The following is an 18344-nucleotide window of genomic DNA, read 5'->3' as shown; positions in this document are numbered from 1 at the left end:
AGTTTGCTACGCAAACAGCATCCATCTTTTTATTTCTTTTCTGTAAAAGAAACCGAGTTGAAAGATAACAGTGCTTATTTACAGGAACAGGATTCTTATTTGAAAGTTTTCCGCACGCCTCGAACCTTAGCGTTTTATTGTACTGGTAGGTGTAGTACAGGTAGCGGTACTTACGATAATTAATAATATAATGTGTATCTAATCCTCATCTAAAATTGTAAGAAAAAATTTTTCTATTTGTATAACATCGAATCAGTACAAATTCTCTGGTACGGACAATATTTACAATGGTCGCCAGATTTAACGAAATGATTTTCTGTCAATGGATCTTGTCGACCTTTCGTATTTTCCCCTTCTGAGCGGCTGCCGAATAAATTTAAGCCCATTCGAATATCCCAATACTTCCAACCATCAACGACTGTGAAATGAATAGTCCCCGTATACGGATTTTTATCCATATAATCCATAGCAGTCGCTTCATAAATGTCTTTTTTAGTTTCAGACCAATGTGGGAACCAGTCACGATACAACGTTAATTTTTGCGTCTTTTTCCGAATGCCATAATCATATTCAACCAGCTGCTGGAATAAAAATGGCTCATGGAATACATCATGAAAAACTGGACGGCGATCAAGTAAGAATGTATACACAAAGCGCTTCGGACAACGATTGAACATTTGGCTTGGCATAATATCATACTTTTGCTCTTCAAACGTAATCGTTTCCGTTTGATAATTTGTTTCTATCCGTTTCTGCAACAATGTATTCAGCTGCTTATACGACCATTGAATAAGCGATAAAAAATTCAAGTAAAAGCAACGTTTCAAGTGCTTTTGCTCATCGAGGCGTCGAACAATCGAAAAGTTGATTTTTACCGCATTCGTCATAATTAAGTAAAATTGATAGCATGCAATTTCAACCTCTAGCTCTTTTCGCATTTTCAATTGATTTAAATAATTATTATGGTCACATAATATGTTAAAAGAATCATGAGAAATCGGCCAACTATTTAGCGGTTGCTGTGTAGGGAAAGCTTCGTTATCCATCATCGTAAAATGAATGACGCGATTGTCCTCAAATTGCAGGCCGTCGCTATTTAACAGTGAATTGATTATATTAAGATTATTTTGGTCTTGTTGACCGTACAGTTCCATCTCATATTCATCTTCTAAATCTGGTTTTTGCGCTAAAAAATATTGCAACCCTTGCACTAAATCTTGACGATCCATTTTATCCAATGAATCATCTTTTAATTCATCTAATGCGGCAATAATATTTTCAGCAATCTTTTTATCAAGCTGATCCGATATAACCGGTATGATTTCCTGCTCAATATGGCCTTCTAAAATTTCAATGTACTGCTTAATATTGATTTCATTGCCTTTAAACAGCAGTTCAAACAACTGTTTTATTTTTGTAATAGCGCTTCGGACAAAACGTAAATCTTCCTTTGTACAATAAAAATAGCCGATTGCTTCATGATAGAAAGAGTACATTTGATGATCTTTCGACTTGTATGAATGCCCAGGCTTCAATTTACTTTCAGCCTCTTGCTTCAATTCGATAATTTCGGCCAGACCATCATACCAGTCATCGAACGTAGTAAATGTTTTCGAAATTTCCTGTAGCATATCAAGCGTCCGCATTGCAGATTGTGCATTGATACCCTTTACATATAAATAGCCCGAGTTAAATAGCTCTCGTAGCAAATCAAATGTAATATTTCCATTATCTATAAACTCACCTGTCGCCACATTAAATTTGCGCTTATTAATGCGGTGGATGTTGACTAAAAAACGCCCAAGCGGATGCTCTGATAATTTTTGATGGTTCGTTTGCTCCGCTGTTGTTAAAAAGTCGGCCACTTGAATAGCACGTGGCGATACATAACGCTCATCATAATTTTGCGTATAGCGGCGCAATTGCTGTAACGTGTGAAACTCTAAGTAATTAATCTTTTCAAGGTTTTGCTCATTTTTCACGAGCTTATTTGCGATAAACTGCCCATTGATTGCAAGTAACAACTCTTTCGCATGGTAGTTTACACTATACGGCGAATCGAGAACCTTTTCAAAATTATTGCCATCAATATTTAAAAATCGTTCGACCGTTTGGAAGCCATGCTTGTAATTTGATTGATAATTAATTACATGAATAATATCAAAGCGCTCACTTAAAATATCAAATAAACGCTTCTGAATCGGCACGAGGAAGTAAAATCCATGTAACACAAGGGTGCATTTTTCCCTTATCACCATTCTTTCAGACACTAATTTCGCTGCGGACTTACCTGGTAATATATTCGCAGCTGTTCTTTTTTTAGGATCACCCATGAGGCTATTAAAAAGCTCAACTAACGTGTCCCGAAAAACGATTTCAGGCGATTGCTGTATTTTAGCAAACCATTGATGAATGCATTGAAAAGCCTGATCTTGCTCGACATTTTCCCATAAGTCTAAAAACAGTTCCTCCTGCCTTTTTACTTCCGCTCCTATTAGTCGCTGTCTCACTGAAGCGCTAGTATAGCCACTTTCACTCAACAACCGAATCGTTTTCAAAATAAGTTCCTGGTTTTTGTCGATTGCTGCAAAAAGCTCTCGTTCTTCTACTGAAATGGGTTCACTACGCTCCCGCAAAGCTTTTGAGATCAACGTGAACTGTTTTAAGTTTGTTTTACTTTTCGACCATCCGTCTCCTAAAAAACGTAATAGTTCTGCAAAAGAAATGATTGGTCCAGAAAACCAACGATTTAAGCTGCTGTCACTATTGCTCGTCATCATCCCAGCCTTTAAAGAATTAGTTGCTGTAATATGAATTGCATTTTCGTATGCTTTAAAGCGACTTTCTTGATGCATTAGCTCTTCTGCATTCGTATAAACTAAATTTTTGTAACCAGCCATACCTAATCCCCTTACATTAATAATAACTCGCCCCACGTATTAGGCTGTTTAACTTGTTTCTTCGTCTTTCCTAAGCCGTAGATTTTTACCGATTGTTCCGCGCGTGTCATCGCGACATAGAGAATGCGTGCCTCTTCACAGCGTTGCTCTTCGTCTTCCTCAGCACGCAACTTTTTATAATTTGATGTCACACTTGTAAATTCATTTTGATCATCTTCATATTTCCAACCAAATGATAGTTTATCGTTCTCGCCAATTTGGACAATAAAATCTTCCTTCATTTTTTCCATCGGCTTAATAAAAGAATTGTCAGGATACGGAATGACAACTGTATGGAACTGCAATCCTTTTGATTTATGTACGGTCATTACACGAATGAAGTTTTCATCGAACACCGAATCTTCCAGCTCTGCTTCGTCACCTTCACGATTTGTTGCAATTTTTAAGTGTAACCAATCATAAATTTGTACAAGCGATGCCCCTTGACCAAACTTCGTGAAAATGTCGAGCGTGATTTTCTCTAAATTGAGCTCGTATTTCATAATGGCTTTTTCGTCAAAGTTTTGCTGCTCTAAATTTAAGGCAAAATCGGTCTTGCTTAAAAAGTCTTCAATGACTGTTAAAACTGGCTTTTCTTTCATTAAATGCAGCGCTTCATACCACGCTTTTGGTACAAAAAACTCTAAATCCTCTGCGCTAACAATATCGCCATTTTTCGTAAAAGCGAAGTCCTCATCTTTCATGCAAAACGCTGTATCACTTAAAGAAAATATAGCTTGCTTCTTCGCCACTTCATCTGCATTCGCATAAATCCATGAGTGAAGTAGCACACCTAAATCTCGTGCTGCTCTCGACATATAAAGCGTTCCTTCTGTACGTACCTCATATTCCGGACCATTCTTCAAATGACTTAGCATTTCACCAATTTGCATAGCTTCATAATTATTGCGAACGAGAATAGCTAAAACATTTGGTTTTTCGCCGCCTGCTGGCATTAATCGATAATCGTTCAGCATCGTATCCATTGTAAACTCGGCATCGATCAGGTCAAACACATGATCTAAATGCATTTTATTTTCCCGGTTTGATTCCATTGGTTTTTCTGAAGAAGGTAATAGCTCGTGCTCGCGCCACTTGCCAAAAATCTCCTCCATCTTTTCGATTAACTCCTTCGACGAACGGAAGTTTTCCACTAATTTAAACGAATACATCTTTCGTGATTTACTGCCTTTTAAATAATCGTCTAATACTGTAAATGCGGTTGAATCTGCACCACGGAATCGATACACACTTTGCTTTGTATCTCCGACTACCGTAAGATGCAAGCCTGCCCGTTTCGCAACAGTCGCAATAAATTGAATTTGTGCAATATCCGTATCCTGAAATTCGTCCACAAATAAATATTTATAGTTCTTTCTCAAATCTTTCAGCGGTACATTCGGATTATTTAAAAGCTTTAAAAAGCGTGTTAAATCAGCTACTGTTAAAAAATCGGCCTCAAATTTCAATTTCGTGAATTTTCGGTCGACTCTTCGCAAAATACGTGCGACCACAAGCTTCAGCTCATCATCCATTTCATTTTTTTCTAAATAACGTACTAATTCCTTTTCGATAATCCCTTTTTGAGAGAACTTGTCCCAAATCGATTCTAAAAATCTCGTAATTTTATAATACGCTAATTTACCAAACGTATTTTCTTCATGCCGCGCTAATTCGATATCAAGCGACTCCTCTAAAATTTCTCGGAACTTCACTGTCATCGGCGACACTTCGATATTGTTCGATAACCCTAAATGATGTGAAAACTGCTTAATAATATCTTTCGCAAAGGTCGGAATCGTTACAATTTTCATCGCATTAATTTCTTGTAAATACGCATAATGCTGCGGATCTCCTGTACTGCGATACAGCTTTTCAAGCCGCTCTTCTAATGCTTCCTTCATATTATTAGCGGCCTCATTCGTAAAGGTAATCATGACTATCTGTTGCAAGCTATCGATTTGCTTTGTGAACAATAAATATAAAATTCGCCATACTAACGTCGTTGTTTTTCCACTACCAGCTCCAGCATTAATCGCTAAACTAATTTTTGGTGAAGCATGCTCGACACAGTACTGATGCCAGTTGAACTCATTTAAATATTTTCTATAACGATACAAAAATTTATAGGCATCCGCTCTTGGCATAGCATTTCCGTCCAAAGTAAAAACCATTCCATCTTTCGCCGTAAAAGTTGGATAACCGGGTTTTAAATAGCAGTGAAACAATCTAATACCGTTCTTTTTTAACTGTTTCATATAGCTTGTTCGCGCTTCTGCTTTAGATCCGATATACACATACGAATATTGGACTTCCGCTTCTGTATTTTCTACTACGGTTGACGGTTCTACAGGCAACAGTGCAAATTGATCTTCGTTTTGCGACACTTGTATCGTAGGTGTAATGGCCGATGTAATCATTTCGGCGATATACTGTGCATCTTTTTCACCAAACAGCAACATTTGCGAGCCATCTGCTACAGTTAAATTGCGTTTCCATGCCAAATTGTCACGCACATTATAAAGCATAAGTTGATAAGCTACTTGAGACTGCTTTTTTTCGATTGAATTTCGTTTCGTCATTTCGTAGTTTTGATCACCACTAAATACTTGAAGGCCTAGTTCGATACCGTTTTTTCTTAATAAGATGTCCGTTTGCGCTGCCACGTCATGGGCATATTCCATGTGTACATCATCAAAAAGTTTCGATTGCTTCAAGACAAAATAAAAATGCAAATCTAACACTAATGCCTTATAAGCAATGTTCGCATGGTATTGTAATGCTTTATCGTTCAACCCACGCGTCGAATATTTTCGAATATAATACTCCTCATAATACGTTACTTCTGGCAACCGGCCTAATGCGATAATCAACTCATACAATTCTTTATTAAAAAGCGGTAAATTCCGCGCTCGAACACCTACGCGAGTAAAAGGATATTCAACTTTACGATAAGAACATTGTAGCACTTGCTCGATACTTTCCGCTCTTTGTAAAATATCGATTACTCTTTTCATTTCAAAACCCATATAATTCTCCTATCTAGCAAAATCATTACACTAATTATATTACATATCATCTACATTAAAGTAATAAATTCCATTTTTTTATGTGAACATATAATTTCTTGCGAAAAGTTTTCAAATCGTTTGTTGACCATAGCCAAGTACAGTCTATAATAATAATAATAGCTAATTGTATTTTTAATTGACTCAATACTTAAATTGATATTGTTTGTACTCACTACGTTCGCACAAACAATATATTTAAATATAAAGTGATAAAGCCTTGCTAGCGCAAGTCATATCTTTATTTTATTTTTCTTATGTAAAAAATCGTATTAAATTTAGACATTCCTTATTTACATGATTCTTGCTAAGAAAGTTTTTCTCTTCATCTAGCATTAGCTTTCCCTTACATTGGTAGGTAATACATACATATTTACTTGAAGATATTATACGCTTATCCAAATTGCATTTACGCAAAGTAACATTTCAATATAATACATTAAATGATATCATTGGAATTACATTAGGTAGAAAGGAGTGAGTTTAATGTCACATAATAGACTTCACGATGAGGAATTAGATCAGATAATCGAAAATGCTAAAGAGTTTTTCCTTGATGAAATTGTGCCTAGTCACCAAAGAAATATTTTGAAATTAACGGATATCCGAGAATTTAATTTAAATCCGTTTTTAGATAAATATAAAGCGAACCTTTTAACTGGCTCTGAAGATGCAGAAAGCATAGCAAGAGCATTAGTTTACCCAAGGGTATTAGGGACATCAATTAACACTATTTTCGGTAGTAAGCTGCAAAAATTTTGTAGTGAAATTTTAGAAGGCTTTGCATCTACAACGTCTGGTATTGATATCGAATTCATCGACAAAATTGATGGAAGAAGAAAATACTGTCAAATAAAGGCCGGCCCAAACACAATTAATAAAGACGATGTTCAAACTATTATCGGACATTTAAATGGTGTCAGAAACTTAGCAAGAACTAATGGATTAAGACTTTCATTTGATGATTTAATAGTTGGAGTTCTATATGGATCTAAGGATGAATTAAGCAACCATTATAGAGTGATAGACCGTGATTACCCAGTAATCATTGGTCGAGAATTTTGGCATCGCTTAACAGGTGTAGAAGATTTTTACGAACAAATCACTGATGCTATTGCTGAAGTAGCTGCTGAAGTTGACGGATCTGAAATGATTGAAGACGTTATAGCAGAACTTGCTGAAGAAATTAGAGAGCGAATCTAAAAAAGTTCAACCAAATAAAACGAACTACTTAGAAATTTCATATAGATATTTCATAAATAGTTCGTTTTATTATTTCATCAATGATTTAATTGTTTATTTCATTTAAAATTCTAACTATCGATAGTCCAACCGCTTTAGCTAAGCTCACTGGTACTGCGTTACCAATCTGTTTATACGCATTAGTGTTAGAACAATTAAACTCCCACGAATCAGGGAATCCTTGAATTCTTGCATACTCTCTTACAGTAAATGGTCTAGTTTCATCTGGATGGCATCGCTCTGTCTGTTTTTGAGCTGGCGAACAAGTTAAAGTTAGCGAAGGTTCATCCCATGAAAGTCTTCTTGCCATACCAGTTCTTCCACCCGTTGAATAATAACTTTTCCCCATATATGTCTTGGCTACTTCTTCAGGTAAGTCTCTCCAATATCCTCCTGGAGGTACTAATTTTAATACTTCTGCTTTTGTAGCTGAATACGACTCACCATCTGATTTTGGTACATCTTTTAAAATATCACGTAGAGTAAGTTGATAACCATATCGCTCTGGAAAAGCATAAGTTAGTTCAGTTGTATTAAGTAAGTCATTTCGAATACCTATAATAAAAATTCTTTGACGTTTCTGAGCAGTATCATAATCTAGTGCATTTAATACTTTCCATTGAATCGTATAGCCAATCTCAGAAAAAACTCTAATCATTAACGAAAGTGTTTTTCCTCCGTCATCAGTAACTAGACCCTTTACATTTTCCGCTAAAAACATCTTCGGCATTAATTGACGTAGTATTTGCGCATAAGAATAAAATAACGTACCTCTTGTATCTGATAGACCACCCTTTTTACCTGCATAGCTAAATGATTGACAAGGATATCCACCAGACAGTAAATCAACACCACCTTCAGGGATATCAATATAATTTTCAATTCCTTTTTCAGCAACAATTTCAATATCTTCTTCAATAACATTATAGTTTGGGCGATTATCTCTTAAAGTTTTGCAAGCATGTTTATCTTGCTCCACTAATCCTAAAGAGTGGAAACCAGCTTGTTCTAAGCCTAATGCCAATCCGCCCGCGCCAGCAAATAATTCTACTACTGTATATGGTCTTAACGGTAATATATTTCTTATATCACTATATAAATGTCCTTCAAACTCAGAGGCATCTAAACCTTCTTCTTCTTCAACTACAGTTTCAACTTCTTGATCAACATCTAATTCCAGTGTAATTTGTGTTTCTTCAAAGATATCCTCTAACTTAACATTTAATACCTCACATAAATTAATTGCATTAGCTTTTATTGGGTTAAATGATTTTGAAAGCATCATAGATAATTGATTTTCACTAATGTTTAATTTTACAGCCAACTCTTTTTGAGTATTGATTCCTTGCTGTTTCATATATTTCCTAACTTTTTCTTTACTTATAGAATACATAATATCCCTTCCAACATTAAATATATTTTTAATTTATCAGGGTTATTATCTCCTGTTTTGAAATTGTAGTCAACTATATTTTTATATTTTCAATTGTTATAAAACTCATTATTTTCTATTCTACTAAAATAACAATACCCCTTTCCTGTCGTTATTTCACTCTTGTTTTTAATGGGATAGCTAACCATTATAAATCAAAATATAACTTATATAGTGCTTTTTTCTATATATAAGATACAAGATCTATAGCCAATTTATTAATAAAAAAATTTTTGTCAATTCTCCACGTAATTTAAATACTATATCACCGTAACCCTAAAGGGGTCAGTTAAATAAGGAGGAAATTTTATGAAACCAAGAAAGCTGCCGTTTATGGATACATCACATTTCGAAGAAGATGGTTACTTAAAAACGGTTGAAGAAGTTGTAAGGATTATTAATAAATTTGAAAGTGGTTATGGTATTTCCGATGAATTCATAATTGAAGGGATAAACAGAGGCGAAATTAGTGTAAGACCAATACTTGATGAAGCGACATTTGCAAATACAAAATATGATGTTTTAATTCCGAATTACGTTATCTTCTATTTGCTTGTAGATAGATACCATTTAAATGAACTCTTTGTCCGTTCGTTATTGGAAGAATTAGATAACAAAAAATAAAATGATGTTCTTAACTAAACCTAAACAAAGTTTTTATCTTAATTAGAAAACTAATTTTAAAAGGAGTTGCATAAATGGCAAGTAATAATCAAAATAACGAAATTGAAGAGTTAATCGTTCTTATTGTTAATGAAACTGTACAAACTTAAAAAAAGTCATTTGATAACGACTGGATGTCTCTAAAAGAAGGTGCTGCGTACGCAAAAGTTTCATATAATACCTTAGCAAAATTTAGATTAATGGGTTTGAAAATATCTGAAGTTGATGGAACAAAACGTGTGTCTTGTAAAGCAATAGATACATTTCTAGAAAATCACAGCTATTAAATATTAGTGAGAGGCTTTACTCTCTTTATCAATTATAATATTGATAGAGGGTAATACCTCTCCTTTTATTTAGTTGCCCCCGCAACAACATAGGAGGAATGCTGGATGGCATCAAAAAAATCCGCTATTAAAAGCTATAAAAAGAAGGATGGAAAAACATACTATCAATTCCAAGCCTATTTAGGCATAGTTGAGGTAACAGGCAAGATGAAAACCACTACAAAACGCGGTTTTAAAACAAAAAGCGAAGCTGAGTTAGCACTTGCACGTATTAAAGGTGAAGTATCGGAGGGGAAATATAGACAAGTTGCTACTGAAACATATCAACAAGTCTATGAGCTTTGGATTATTCAATATGAAAAAACCGTTGAAGAAAGTACATTCGTTAAAACTTTAGGGTACTTTAAAAATCATATTTTACCGTCTTTTGGCGAGTATAAGATTGAAAAGATTAATATTGCTATCTGCCAAAAACACTTTGATGAGTGGTCGCAAAAACTTGCTAAAGCAAGGACTATTAAAACTTACGCTTCAAAGGTATTAGATTTTGCAATCAAGCGCGGCTTACTACAATCAAATCCTTTTTCACTTGTTGAGACACGAACTAAAAATCAATATTCAATCAATGTAGAAGAAAAAAAGGAAAACTATTACCTTAAAGATGAATTACTAGAGTTTTTATCTTATTGTGAAGGTACATTACCCTTCAAAGCCTACGCTTTAATACGATTATTAGCCTTTACTGGGATGCGAAAAAGCGAAGTGTTGGCTCTTTCATGGAAAGATCTGAATCTAGTTAATAATGAACTCACAATTAACAAAGCCGTAGGACGCGGCAAAAATGCAAAGCTCTATTTAAAATCTACTAAAACTGATAAGCCGCGCACAATAATAATTGATGATATTACTGTTGGTGTTTTAACAGAGTGGCGAAAATTGCAGAAACACGAATACCTCAAATTAGGATTTAATACGATGAACCCTAATCAATTAATTTTCAGTAATAATGTAAATGAATTAATTCAACTGGTTCAAGTTGAAAAGTGGATGTATCGAGTACAAGAAAAACACACTTTTAAAAAGGTTACACCTCATGGATTACGTCATACACATTGTTCACTATTATTTGAAGCTGGTGCAACTATTAAAGAAGTTCAAGACCGCTTAGGCCATACTGATGTTAAAACTACGATGGATATCTATACTCATGTAACTCAAAAGGCAAAAGAAGGTGCTATTCAAAAATTCATGAACTATCTCGAAAGCTAAACCTTTATTTTTTTGACTAAAATTGACTAGAAATTGACTATATTCAAACGGCATTCAATGAAACCGTTTGAAATAAAAAAATGCCAAAACCCTATCATATCAAGGGTTTTGACACTTATTGAAATCCATTGATTTCTAAAAATGGAGACGGCGGGAGTCGACAAACCATATAATTTGATTGTTAAACACTAAGCAAAGTAGCTGTATATCTGCGTTTCGATGTGTATGAAAATGAGTTACTTATCATATAGATTAAATAATTTGTTACCAAAAGTGTTACCACTAGACCGCCTCTCTCAGGTGGTCTTTTTTCCTTATCTCCTCACAATATATCCTCTTATACGAGGCACAATGAAAGTCTTTTTATCAACAGGCTTATTAACATTTGTGGAAAGCTTTTTAAATTGCATTTCTTCATTTTGATCCTCTAAATCAAATATCGTTAATTGTCCTTGTTGTTCCATGTATTCAAAATGAGTCATTTATATTTCCCCTTTCACCATTCGAGCCAGTTTTCTAAATTGGGTTTACTACATATTTGCGTACTGGTATCACGTTCATTTAACCAATTGTAAAAAGGCACTGGACGTTCTTTATATGGAGTTTCTTCTATAGAGTGTGATTTATATAACCTATTATTTGAACGCTCTACAGCCTTGCTATACGCTCCTACAAATACGGCTCTTAATGTACTTGCTACAGTTAACGTACCTTCTTTAATATCCATAGCAATTTTGAATAGTACGTTTTTAGCTTTAATGAAGTCCTCCACAGAACTTACTTGTGCTGCCAATACAACCTTATGCAATTCATCTTTCAAGTTATCTGCTAACGGCAAGCTATTCATGAAATCAAATAGCATTACCTGGTACTCATTCATATACTCTTTTTTCTTTTCAGCTTGCAAAGCTAATTCATTTTCTAATTCACATAAATTATTATTTGCTTGTTTAGAACTTAAAAGATTAAAAGAATTAGATGGTTGGTTTTCAGATTGTGGACGGCAAACCACGTCATTACTAGCTTCATCGGCTGTCATTCGTTGGGACACGCTCGATGGGACATAAGGTAAAATGCGATAAATACTTGCCCCTTTGATACCGTTTAATTTCGTTCCTGGTACTTTTTCAATGATGCCTAATGACTCTAACTTTTTAACACTTCGATATACTGTCTTTGTGCTAATCTCCAATGCTTCAGCAATTGTAGAAGCTTTTAAATGACATGCTCCAGTATGTTCTAAGCTGTGAGAAGCAAGTTTATAAACGATGGCACGCTCTGATTCTGTTAAGTCATAATAATGAACTGCCATGTGGTCCTCCACACTCTTATCCATATCTGCTATTGAATCAAATGTTGTATATTGTGCTAAATATTCAAATGCCATCGTTTTCACCTCGCTTTCATATTACTTAAATGCTTTTCGTAAATTCTCACGTATTTCTTTTACTTCTAAATCAGTCAATAGACTGTGATACCTTATAATCCATTTCAAGCGTCGCTGATACTTGTGGACATCTGTAATTGCCTTGTGTTGTTTCATCTTTGCTTGAAGGTACTCATTGCGTTGTTGGATGGTTTTCAATTTGTTCACCTCACATATCAATTTAGTTATAATCTTTCCTCGATGAATTAAATATATATCCAAATAGTTATAATAGCAAGTATTATTGATAACTTTTTGGATATATTTATTTCAAATTTGTATCAATTCATATATAATAGAGACATGAGTATAACTGATAGGAGGGAAAGCGATGAATGAAATGGGTGAAAAAATTCGTATTGCACTTATTAAAAGAGGTATGACATTAACGCAACTTGCTGAAAAGCTTGAAGTATCTCAACCTAACTTATCGAAGAAGTTAAAACGAAATAATTTTAATGAAGAAGAACTACGAAAAATTGCTGAATTGTTGGATATGAAGTTTGAGGCGCATTTTGTAATGGAAGATGGTACAAAGATATAGTAACGGAGGGGACGTAAATGGAAGAGAATGATAAAGTAAAAAAGGTCTTTCATGATATTGATAAACAAAAAGAACAAATTAGGGCTATAACTAATCCAAATCCGAAAATCTCTGAATTAAATGAGACTTTTGGAGAAATTGAACAACTAATGCAATCATTTGATAAATCTTTATCTACTTTCGAATATTCTAAAACTTATAATCCTAACGGAGAATTAGAAGATTTAGCAAGACAACAATTAGATGTTCTCAATGATATTAAACAAGATACTTCAATAATTTCAAACGTCATACTTCTAATCCAACAGGATGTAGCCGACTCATCTAAACACCTTGAATTAATTAAAGAGGCATTGGAAATTGCAGCATCTACAACAAAAGAAGAAGCTGAAAGTAAGTTTGATAAGTTATTAACTAAAATAAATACAACTGTTGAAGGTGTTCAAAATGCTCAAACTTTAATCAGTTGGGCCAAAACCATTTATACTTTGTACACCTCATCAAACTAACAGATAACTAAATTGGTTGTCTGTCTTTTTATATGTACTATTGGTAAGATTTTCTATAGAATGAAATTACAATTATCTGTAAGGAGCGATTACATGGATACAATAGCAGAAACAATAAAATTTGCAGGCTTTGGTAAGAAGAAAGCTATGGCTAAACAGATTCAAATGTTTGATGATAAACTCACAGATCAAGGTGAAACACTCCTTGCTGTATGTGCATCCGTAAAAGGTACAAAACAGCTTTATGTAACGGACAAACGTATTATCTTACATGAAATCAAAGGTATTGTTTCAAATGATGAAAGAAGCATTCCTTTATCATCGATTAGCAGCATAAACATTTCTAATAAGCTTGTTTACTCAAAAATTGAAATCGTTTCTACTGGAAACAAAGCAATCATTGACGATGTGCCAGCACATATTGCACTTGAAATTAAATCAGGTATCGAAAACCTAAAAACAATGGCCAAAACATCATCTGCTCCTGCAGCTAAAGAGAAAAAGGATATGTTTGATGTTGCTGACGAAATTCGTGAGTTAAAAGATTTATTGGATGATGGGATATTAACGCAAGAAGAATTTGACGCGAAGAAAAAGCAATTATTAGGTATTTAAACGAGGTGTTTAATTAATAATGGATTATGTAAAATTTATTTTAGGTAGTGCATTTATATCAACTTTAATCTCAGGAATTTATAAATTGTTCTTGGATAAAAAAATTGAAAAATTTAAAACGGATCTACAATTGAAATTCACTACTGAGCAAGAAAGATTAAATCAAAAAAGAAATGTCTATATTAATTTAATTGATTCAATGGCTATATTTATAGGAAATCGTATTCCACCAAATTTACAAGACCAATATAAATTTAATTTTTTGCAAGCCTATGATATTGCTTGGTTGTGGGCAAGTGATGAAGTTATGAAGGCTATGTCTGAGTTTTTAGAACATAATATGAAAAAAACAACCGGACAAGATTGGAGCCACGATAAGGAAAAAGAGCTTTTCGCAAAATGTATTTTAGAAATGAGAAAAGATATTGGTTTCAAAGACTCGAAGTTAGATAAAATTCATTATAAATTTGTTAATTTCTAAAATAATGAAGACCAGGCGCTCATGTGAGTACCTGGTCTTTGATGTTATTTACTACGTCGTTGTTGAATTGTAATGTATAACCCTACCAAACGATCCGTTGTCATTGTACCACTTTGTAAATCCTTCAAGTGTGATTCCTGTATAATACCATCCTTCACAGCCTGTGCAATGAAGCTTTCTGTTTCAGTTTTCATAGCTGGTGAACCCGGATTCCAATTTGTATTTTTCACTGTAATTTCCTCCTTCTTGTCTTCCACAATTAATTGGACTTTCAATTTGCTGTTACTTGGTACAATTACTTGTCCTTCTAACTTGTAGCCTTTAGGCATCTTCCAATTTGCTTTCACTTCAAAATGTGGACGGTCAATTGCTTTTGTCCATGTTCCGCCCCATTCAATACCTAGCTTTTTCGCGATGGCTCCTACTCGACTTAATGTAGTGACATCATACAATGACTGTGGAGGACCAACTGCAATATCCCATGCTAGACGTGATTTATGGTTACTGTTTAGTGTCCATGTAACAACTTTCCCAGGGCGCGTCCTACCTTGTGCATACAAGTACTTTTGCCGTGTTTGTGAGCGATATGTTTCAGTGATAAAAATGTTCTTAATGCCTGCTTTGTAGCACTCCTGAAATAGCAATCGGCATGCTGTTTGTGCGCTAGGTAAAAGCTCGGCTAAGTCTCGACATGTAGTTGTAACGCTTGTCATTTTGCATCATCCTTTGGCTTGTCATAATTCATTGCTTGCTCGCTGTCTGATGTACCTTTTGTTGTTGGGTCGATAATAATACCAAGTAAACCTAAAATGCTTAAAATCGTTTCAGAAATAGCCGTAATTTGATCGTTGTAAATTGTAATATCGAAATAAAAAATGCCTGCGATCTGATTCGCAAGCACAAGTAGTAATGCAATTAATGACACCCAGAATTGTTTGTGTTGCAGACGTACTTTCCAGTTAATTTTCATACACTTTATCCCCCAATTCATCGATTCGTTTGTGTGCTTGCTTGCTCGATTCTTCAACGCGTGTAACACGTTCTGATAAGTCCATACGCGCCTTTTGCTCGACTTTCATGTCAACTCGTATGTTTTCCACACCATTATTAATTGAATCTAATTTTGTACTGATAACCGCTGATTCTGCAGCACTTTGTTGTACGTCTTTATCTCTGTTTTTCAAAAATGCGAGGTATGTGAAAAGCATCCCAAACAAAGCACTTAGCACACCTACGATAGCTGTTAATTCCATTACAACACTTCCTTTTCGCATAATAAAAGCCCTCCACAGAATGGTGTGGAAGGCACTATAATAAGCACTATCAATTGAGGGTGCTTGTCTAATTATAGGTATTTTTTAGATGGGCAATACCAGTTATGAAGTTCTGACATTTCTACATATCTCAGAAGGAAATCTTTGTCATTGTGTTCAACTTTTATAGGTTTTAGCGATACATTACATTCATTTTCTTGATAGCTGATGATAACCTCAATTACTTCATACTGATAAGGATCTTTAAAGCATGTATCTGCAATGAAATCCCCTTTACGAGGAATTACATCTGATTCGAAATCCTTATAAATGTCAACATAACCTTTTCTATAATCCTGTAATTGAATTTGGTGATTCAAAACTATTTTCATAAATAACCTCTCCATTTCCGATTTAATATACCTAGTTTACGAATAAAACTGGAAAAGGTTTCATAAAAATAACGCTAAGCCTATGCTTGCGTTTCCTGTGCGTCTATTTCGGTTAATAGCTGTGTGTATTCATCATCTTTCAATTGGTTATTAGCGTAAAAAACATTCACTTTATTCTGCATAGCAGCCTGCTCATAACGTTTACGCTCAATTAAAAACTTACATAATTCAAATACTGTCATTTTAGTTTCCTCCCAATCCTAGCTCACTACGAGATACTAGGTATTCAGTGTTTAATAATGTTTGAGCCTGCATTTCTTCAACTGTTGGCTGTGGTTCGATTGGTGTTGGCTCTGGTACAACTTCATTTATTAACACATGAGCAATCGCTGACGCCGTTGCGCCGTCTTTAGTGTATTCAATAACATGATACCCATCCTTATTGTATTCACGTAAAATATTACTCATACAAATATACCTCCCTGAATCCGGTAGCCGACTTGTTGACTTGTTGCCCCAGTAACGAATATCTCCAATGAGTTTTTAAATTTTATTGGTCTGTTAATCCACAACATACCTGTTCCGCTTGGAGTATCAGGAGCGTAAGTACCTGAATTTGTTACTACAGTTACTGTTGTCGAACTATTTATATGTGTTACCATAGAAGTTCCAGATGGAGATAAATATTCACCACTTGGTGATACACCTTGTGCACTAGGCAATAGGTTTGGTGTTTTAACTAATGTAACCCCGTCCACCACTATACTTATACCAGAACCAAAACTCGAATACGAGATTGCAAGATCTAACAGTCCAGCACCACTTACCTTATAAACAGAAATCCATTTTAGGTCACCTATTCCTTGTACATATTGTGCAATTTGAAATGGCAACAATTTTCCTACTTCGAATGGCGAGTCCATTCTTCCAACCTTGGCATTTACGTTTTCCACACTTTGCGCTAATTCATTTTGTTTTATGTTAATTCCATCCACAACACCACGGACACCCTCGATAGCAGTTTGTATCGCTAACTGTAATGTTTTTGTAGCTACTTTCAATACGTCCATCTACAAGACCTCCTCATAAATAAATTCTGGCTCTCCATCTACGGTTCGGAATCCCCACCTATACCACTTACCATTATCGAAAAATTTATGAGGCATTATTTCTTCTAAATGTGTATCAAGTTCTTGTTTCACTGTGATTGATTCTTGCTTGACCTCATTAATGGCCCCTGCCAATGTTTTATCAACTGTTTCTAAATCGGGAATAGATGCTGTCCCTTTCTTTAGTTCACTAACTGCAGCATCCAAGACATCCATATTTTCATTGATTTCTGATATTAAAATACTATCTGTAGGTCCAGGCTTCTTTAAACCTAAATTTGGTGTATGTTCCATTAGCTCACCTCATTTTCATATATCTTAATTTCATCCCAGGTCATGTTTGTTACACTTCCCCAGGTTCTATTACTGACAAATTCCCAAACGTTGAAGGTATATGCATAGCCAAACTCTAAATGCGCTGGCACAATGATTTCGATTGCTTGCATAAGGCCTTCTAAGTTATCAGGAATGCCCTTTGTGCCAACAAATTTGATTTCATATACGCCAGGTATATTTGTTGGGTTAATATCTACTTCACCATTACTATAAGCAGAAGCTACAGCTTTAATTGTCTCTTTAGTGGTTTGGTCAAAGCTTGCTCTATTTCTTGAAGAAATCTGTTCCCTACGTTGGTCATAGCGTAGTGTGTTATTTGGTTTAATGCCAAGATCACGTTCATAAATAGGCAAGGCTTCAATGGCCGTATCGATAAAAATGTTTCTATTTACAATTTCAAGCTGTTGTTCTGTATTTCGAAGCTCCCGATCATCGGCTGTAAGTACCGTTCTAAAGGTATTGGATTTACGCTCATACAAAGGTAAATACTTCATCATGTCCGATAGATAATCTTTTGTGGAAACAACAATACTTGTAATCATTTCAGCTCTTGTCTGCATTATAATAGGTGATTGGACCACCTTAACACCTTGCGTAACCTGCTCTGTGATGACCTCATTTGTTGCACCTGTTGAAGCGATTGAAACACCTTGCGTCTGTAACTCTGTTTCAGTAATCATCAAGGCAAGTCTAAAGCACTCCCATTGGTGCGGTGTTAGATCGCCCCAAGTAAAGACTGACACTTGACCCCACTCAGATTGTGGTATTGCATGCATGGT

At 34.9% G+C, this 18344-nt stretch carries 22 protein-coding genes; 7 read left to right on the top strand and 15 right to left on the bottom strand.

Annotated elements, in window-relative coordinates; all coding sequences use genetic code 11:
- Window positions 1–233 precede the first annotated feature (233 nt).
- Both LS41612_RS04775 and LS41612_RS04770 read right to left on the bottom strand, forming a co-directional pair.
- The gene (locus LS41612_RS04775) at window positions 234–2900 is read right to left on the bottom strand and encodes a hypothetical protein (protein WP_024364170.1); all 2667 of its coding nucleotides are present in this window, start codon (window positions 2898–2900) and stop codon (window positions 234–236) included.
- A gap of 11 nt (window positions 2901–2911) precedes the next feature.
- Window positions 2912–5968 (bottom strand): UvrD-helicase domain-containing protein, encoded by a 3057-nt coding sequence (locus tag LS41612_RS04770; protein WP_024364169.1) that lies wholly within the window; start codon window positions 5966–5968, stop codon window positions 2912–2914.
- Window positions 5969–6493: 525 nt separating this feature from the next.
- On the opposite strand from LS41612_RS04770, the gene LS41612_RS04765 reads away from it, so the two are divergent.
- On the top strand, window positions 6494–7210 hold the full coding sequence (locus LS41612_RS04765; RefSeq protein WP_029747391.1) for a PmeII family type II restriction endonuclease: 717 nt from the start codon (window positions 6494–6496) through the stop codon (window positions 7208–7210).
- Window positions 7211–7295: 85 nt separating this feature from the next.
- Here the strand turns inward: LS41612_RS04765 and LS41612_RS04760 are convergent, their stop codons facing one another.
- Window positions 7296–8642, bottom strand: coding sequence for a DNA cytosine methyltransferase (locus LS41612_RS04760; RefSeq protein WP_051147774.1), 1347 nt, complete (start codon window positions 8640–8642; stop codon window positions 7296–7298).
- Window positions 8643–8990: 348 nt separating this feature from the next.
- On the opposite strand from LS41612_RS04760, the gene LS41612_RS04755 reads away from it, so the two are divergent.
- Both LS41612_RS04755 and LS41612_RS04745 read left to right on the top strand, forming a co-directional pair.
- A complete protein-coding gene (locus tag LS41612_RS04755; RefSeq protein ID WP_024364167.1) occupies window positions 8991–9305 on the top strand; it encodes a hypothetical protein in 315 nt (104 codons plus the stop codon).
- 431 nt (window positions 9306–9736) lie between these two features.
- Window positions 9737–10900 carry a site-specific integrase gene (locus LS41612_RS04745; RefSeq protein ID WP_024364166.1) on the top strand — a complete coding sequence of 388 codons (1164 nt, stop codon included), beginning with the start codon at window positions 9737–9739 and terminating at the stop codon, window positions 10898–10900.
- Between the two features lie 314 nt (window positions 10901–11214).
- Here the strand turns inward: LS41612_RS04745 and LS41612_RS23080 are convergent, their stop codons facing one another.
- From LS41612_RS23080 to LS41612_RS23075, 3 genes are read right to left on the bottom strand one after another with little or no spacing between them, the layout of a single operon-like run.
- The gene (locus LS41612_RS23080; protein WP_158694847.1) at window positions 11215–11382 is read right to left on the bottom strand and encodes a hypothetical protein; all 168 of its coding nucleotides are present in this window, start codon (window positions 11380–11382) and stop codon (window positions 11215–11217) included.
- A gap of 14 nt (window positions 11383–11396) precedes the next feature.
- Window positions 11397–12287, bottom strand: coding sequence for a helix-turn-helix domain-containing protein (locus tag LS41612_RS04740; protein ID WP_024364945.1), 891 nt, complete (start codon window positions 12285–12287; stop codon window positions 11397–11399).
- A 21-nt stretch (window positions 12288–12308) separates the two neighbouring features.
- On the bottom strand, window positions 12309–12485 hold the full coding sequence (locus tag LS41612_RS23075) for a hypothetical protein (protein ID WP_158694846.1): 177 nt from the start codon (window positions 12483–12485) through the stop codon (window positions 12309–12311).
- A 172-nt stretch (window positions 12486–12657) separates the two neighbouring features.
- Here LS41612_RS23075 and LS41612_RS04735 point away from each other — a divergent pair, with 172 nt between their 5' ends.
- From LS41612_RS04735 to LS41612_RS04720, 4 genes are all read left to right on the top strand, one after another.
- Complete coding sequence (locus tag LS41612_RS04735; protein ID WP_024364944.1) at window positions 12658–12870, top strand: helix-turn-helix transcriptional regulator; 213 nt, start codon at window positions 12658–12660, stop codon at window positions 12868–12870.
- Between the two features lie 17 nt (window positions 12871–12887).
- A complete protein-coding gene (locus LS41612_RS04730) occupies window positions 12888–13379 on the top strand; it encodes a hypothetical protein (protein ID WP_024364943.1) in 492 nt (163 codons plus the stop codon).
- A gap of 93 nt (window positions 13380–13472) precedes the next feature.
- A complete protein-coding gene (locus tag LS41612_RS23070; protein WP_024364942.1) occupies window positions 13473–13994 on the top strand; it encodes an SHOCT domain-containing protein in 522 nt (173 codons plus the stop codon).
- A gap of 19 nt (window positions 13995–14013) precedes the next feature.
- On the top strand, window positions 14014–14475 hold the full coding sequence (locus LS41612_RS04720) for a hypothetical protein (RefSeq protein WP_024364941.1): 462 nt from the start codon (window positions 14014–14016) through the stop codon (window positions 14473–14475).
- A 44-nt stretch (window positions 14476–14519) separates the two neighbouring features.
- Here LS41612_RS04720 and LS41612_RS04715 read toward each other — a convergent pair whose 3' ends face one another.
- The 9 genes from LS41612_RS04715 to LS41612_RS04680 all read right to left on the bottom strand — a co-directional run bounded on the left by LS41612_RS04715 (window position 14520) and on the right by LS41612_RS04680 (window position 18341).
- Window positions 14520–15188, bottom strand: a complete 669-nt coding sequence (locus tag LS41612_RS04715) for a M15 family metallopeptidase (RefSeq protein ID WP_024364940.1) — start codon at window positions 15186–15188, stop codon at window positions 14520–14522.
- Window positions 15185–15445 (bottom strand): phage holin, encoded by a 261-nt coding sequence (locus tag LS41612_RS04710; RefSeq protein ID WP_024364939.1) that lies wholly within the window; start codon window positions 15443–15445, stop codon window positions 15185–15187. The genes LS41612_RS04715 and LS41612_RS04710 overlap by 4 nt, the downstream gene beginning before the upstream one ends.
- Window positions 15435–15749 carry a hypothetical protein gene (locus LS41612_RS04705; RefSeq protein ID WP_024364938.1) on the bottom strand — a complete coding sequence of 105 codons (315 nt, stop codon included), beginning with the start codon at window positions 15747–15749 and terminating at the stop codon, window positions 15435–15437. The genes LS41612_RS04710 and LS41612_RS04705 overlap by 11 nt, the downstream gene beginning before the upstream one ends.
- Before the next feature lie 71 nt (window positions 15750–15820).
- Window positions 15821–16120: a hypothetical protein gene (locus LS41612_RS04700; RefSeq protein WP_024364937.1), complete on the bottom strand. Its 300-nt coding sequence runs from the start codon at window positions 16118–16120 to the stop codon at window positions 15821–15823.
- Between the two features lie 80 nt (window positions 16121–16200).
- Complete coding sequence (locus LS41612_RS23065) at window positions 16201–16362, bottom strand: hypothetical protein (protein WP_158694845.1); 162 nt, start codon at window positions 16360–16362, stop codon at window positions 16201–16203.
- Window position 16363: 1 nt separating this feature from the next.
- Complete coding sequence (locus LS41612_RS04695; protein ID WP_024364936.1) at window positions 16364–16588, bottom strand: hypothetical protein; 225 nt, start codon at window positions 16586–16588, stop codon at window positions 16364–16366.
- A complete protein-coding gene (locus LS41612_RS04690) occupies window positions 16585–17190 on the bottom strand; it encodes a hypothetical protein (RefSeq protein ID WP_024364935.1) in 606 nt (201 codons plus the stop codon). The genes LS41612_RS04695 and LS41612_RS04690 overlap by 4 nt, the downstream gene beginning before the upstream one ends.
- On the bottom strand, window positions 17191–17523 hold the full coding sequence (locus LS41612_RS04685; RefSeq protein WP_024364675.1) for a hypothetical protein: 333 nt from the start codon (window positions 17521–17523) through the stop codon (window positions 17191–17193).
- The gene (locus LS41612_RS04680) at window positions 17523–18341 is read right to left on the bottom strand and encodes a putative phage tail protein (RefSeq protein WP_024364676.1); all 819 of its coding nucleotides are present in this window, start codon (window positions 18339–18341) and stop codon (window positions 17523–17525) included. Before LS41612_RS04680 ends, LS41612_RS04685 begins: the two co-directional genes overlap by 1 nt.
- Between the last annotated feature and the right edge of the window lie 3 nt (window positions 18342–18344).

The organism is Lysinibacillus sphaericus, assembly GCF_002982115.1.
Classification (GTDB): Bacteria; Bacillota; Bacilli; order Bacillales_A; family Planococcaceae; genus Lysinibacillus; species Lysinibacillus sphaericus.
The sequence above is the reverse complement of the archived record's forward strand: the minus strand, read 5'-3'. Positions and strand labels throughout refer to the sequence as shown.

What these genes read in the sequence shown, in the direction of transcription:
- LS41612_RS04705 (WP_024364938.1), bottom strand. Translation starts at nt 15,749, where the DNA reads ATGCGAAAAGGAAGTGTTGTAATGGAATTAACAGCTATCGTAGGTGTG.
- LS41612_RS04720 (WP_024364941.1), top strand. Translation starts at nt 14,014, where the DNA reads ATGGATTATGTAAAATTTATTTTAGGTAGTGCATTTATATCAACTTTA.
- LS41612_RS04760 (WP_051147774.1), bottom strand. Translation starts at nt 8,642, where the DNA reads ATGTATTCTATAAGTAAAGAAAAAGTTAGGAAATATATGAAACAGCAA.
- LS41612_RS04740 (WP_024364945.1), bottom strand. Translation starts at nt 12,287, where the DNA reads ATGGCATTTGAATATTTAGCACAATATACAACATTTGATTCAATAGCA.
- LS41612_RS23070 (WP_024364942.1), top strand. Translation starts at nt 13,473, where the DNA reads ATGGATACAATAGCAGAAACAATAAAATTTGCAGGCTTTGGTAAGAAG.
- LS41612_RS04730 (WP_024364943.1), top strand. Translation starts at nt 12,888, where the DNA reads ATGGAAGAGAATGATAAAGTAAAAAAGGTCTTTCATGATATTGATAAA.
- LS41612_RS04735 (WP_024364944.1), top strand. Translation starts at nt 12,658, where the DNA reads ATGAATGAAATGGGTGAAAAAATTCGTATTGCACTTATTAAAAGAGGT.
- LS41612_RS04775 (WP_024364170.1), bottom strand. Translation starts at nt 2,900, where the DNA reads ATGGCTGGTTACAAAAATTTAGTTTATACGAATGCAGAAGAGCTAATG.
- LS41612_RS04715 (WP_024364940.1), bottom strand. Translation starts at nt 15,188, where the DNA reads ATGACAAGCGTTACAACTACATGTCGAGACTTAGCCGAGCTTTTACCT.
- LS41612_RS04690 (WP_024364935.1), bottom strand. Translation starts at nt 17,190, where the DNA reads ATGGACGTATTGAAAGTAGCTACAAAAACATTACAGTTAGCGATACAA.
- LS41612_RS04685 (WP_024364675.1), bottom strand. Translation starts at nt 17,523, where the DNA reads ATGGAACATACACCAAATTTAGGTTTAAAGAAGCCTGGACCTACAGAT.
- LS41612_RS04755 (WP_024364167.1), top strand. Translation starts at nt 8,991, where the DNA reads ATGAAACCAAGAAAGCTGCCGTTTATGGATACATCACATTTCGAAGAA.
- LS41612_RS23080 (WP_158694847.1), bottom strand. Translation starts at nt 11,382, where the DNA reads ATGACTCATTTTGAATACATGGAACAACAAGGACAATTAACGATATTT.
- LS41612_RS04710 (WP_024364939.1), bottom strand. Translation starts at nt 15,445, where the DNA reads ATGAAAATTAACTGGAAAGTACGTCTGCAACACAAACAATTCTGGGTG.
- LS41612_RS04765 (WP_029747391.1), top strand. Translation starts at nt 6,494, where the DNA reads ATGTCACATAATAGACTTCACGATGAGGAATTAGATCAGATAATCGAA.
- LS41612_RS04695 (WP_024364936.1), bottom strand. Translation starts at nt 16,588, where the DNA reads ATGAGTAATATTTTACGTGAATACAATAAGGATGGGTATCATGTTATT.
- LS41612_RS04745 (WP_024364166.1), top strand. Translation starts at nt 9,737, where the DNA reads ATGGCATCAAAAAAATCCGCTATTAAAAGCTATAAAAAGAAGGATGGA.
- LS41612_RS04680 (WP_024364676.1), bottom strand. Translation starts at nt 18,341, where the DNA reads ATGCATGCAATACCACAATCTGAGTGGGGTCAAGTGTCAGTCTTTACT.
- LS41612_RS04770 (WP_024364169.1), bottom strand. Translation starts at nt 5,968, where the DNA reads ATGGGTTTTGAAATGAAAAGAGTAATCGATATTTTACAAAGAGCGGAA.
- LS41612_RS23065 (WP_158694845.1), bottom strand. Translation starts at nt 16,362, where the DNA reads ATGACAGTATTTGAATTATGTAAGTTTTTAATTGAGCGTAAACGTTAT.
- LS41612_RS04700 (WP_024364937.1), bottom strand. Translation starts at nt 16,120, where the DNA reads ATGAAAATAGTTTTGAATCACCAAATTCAATTACAGGATTATAGAAAA.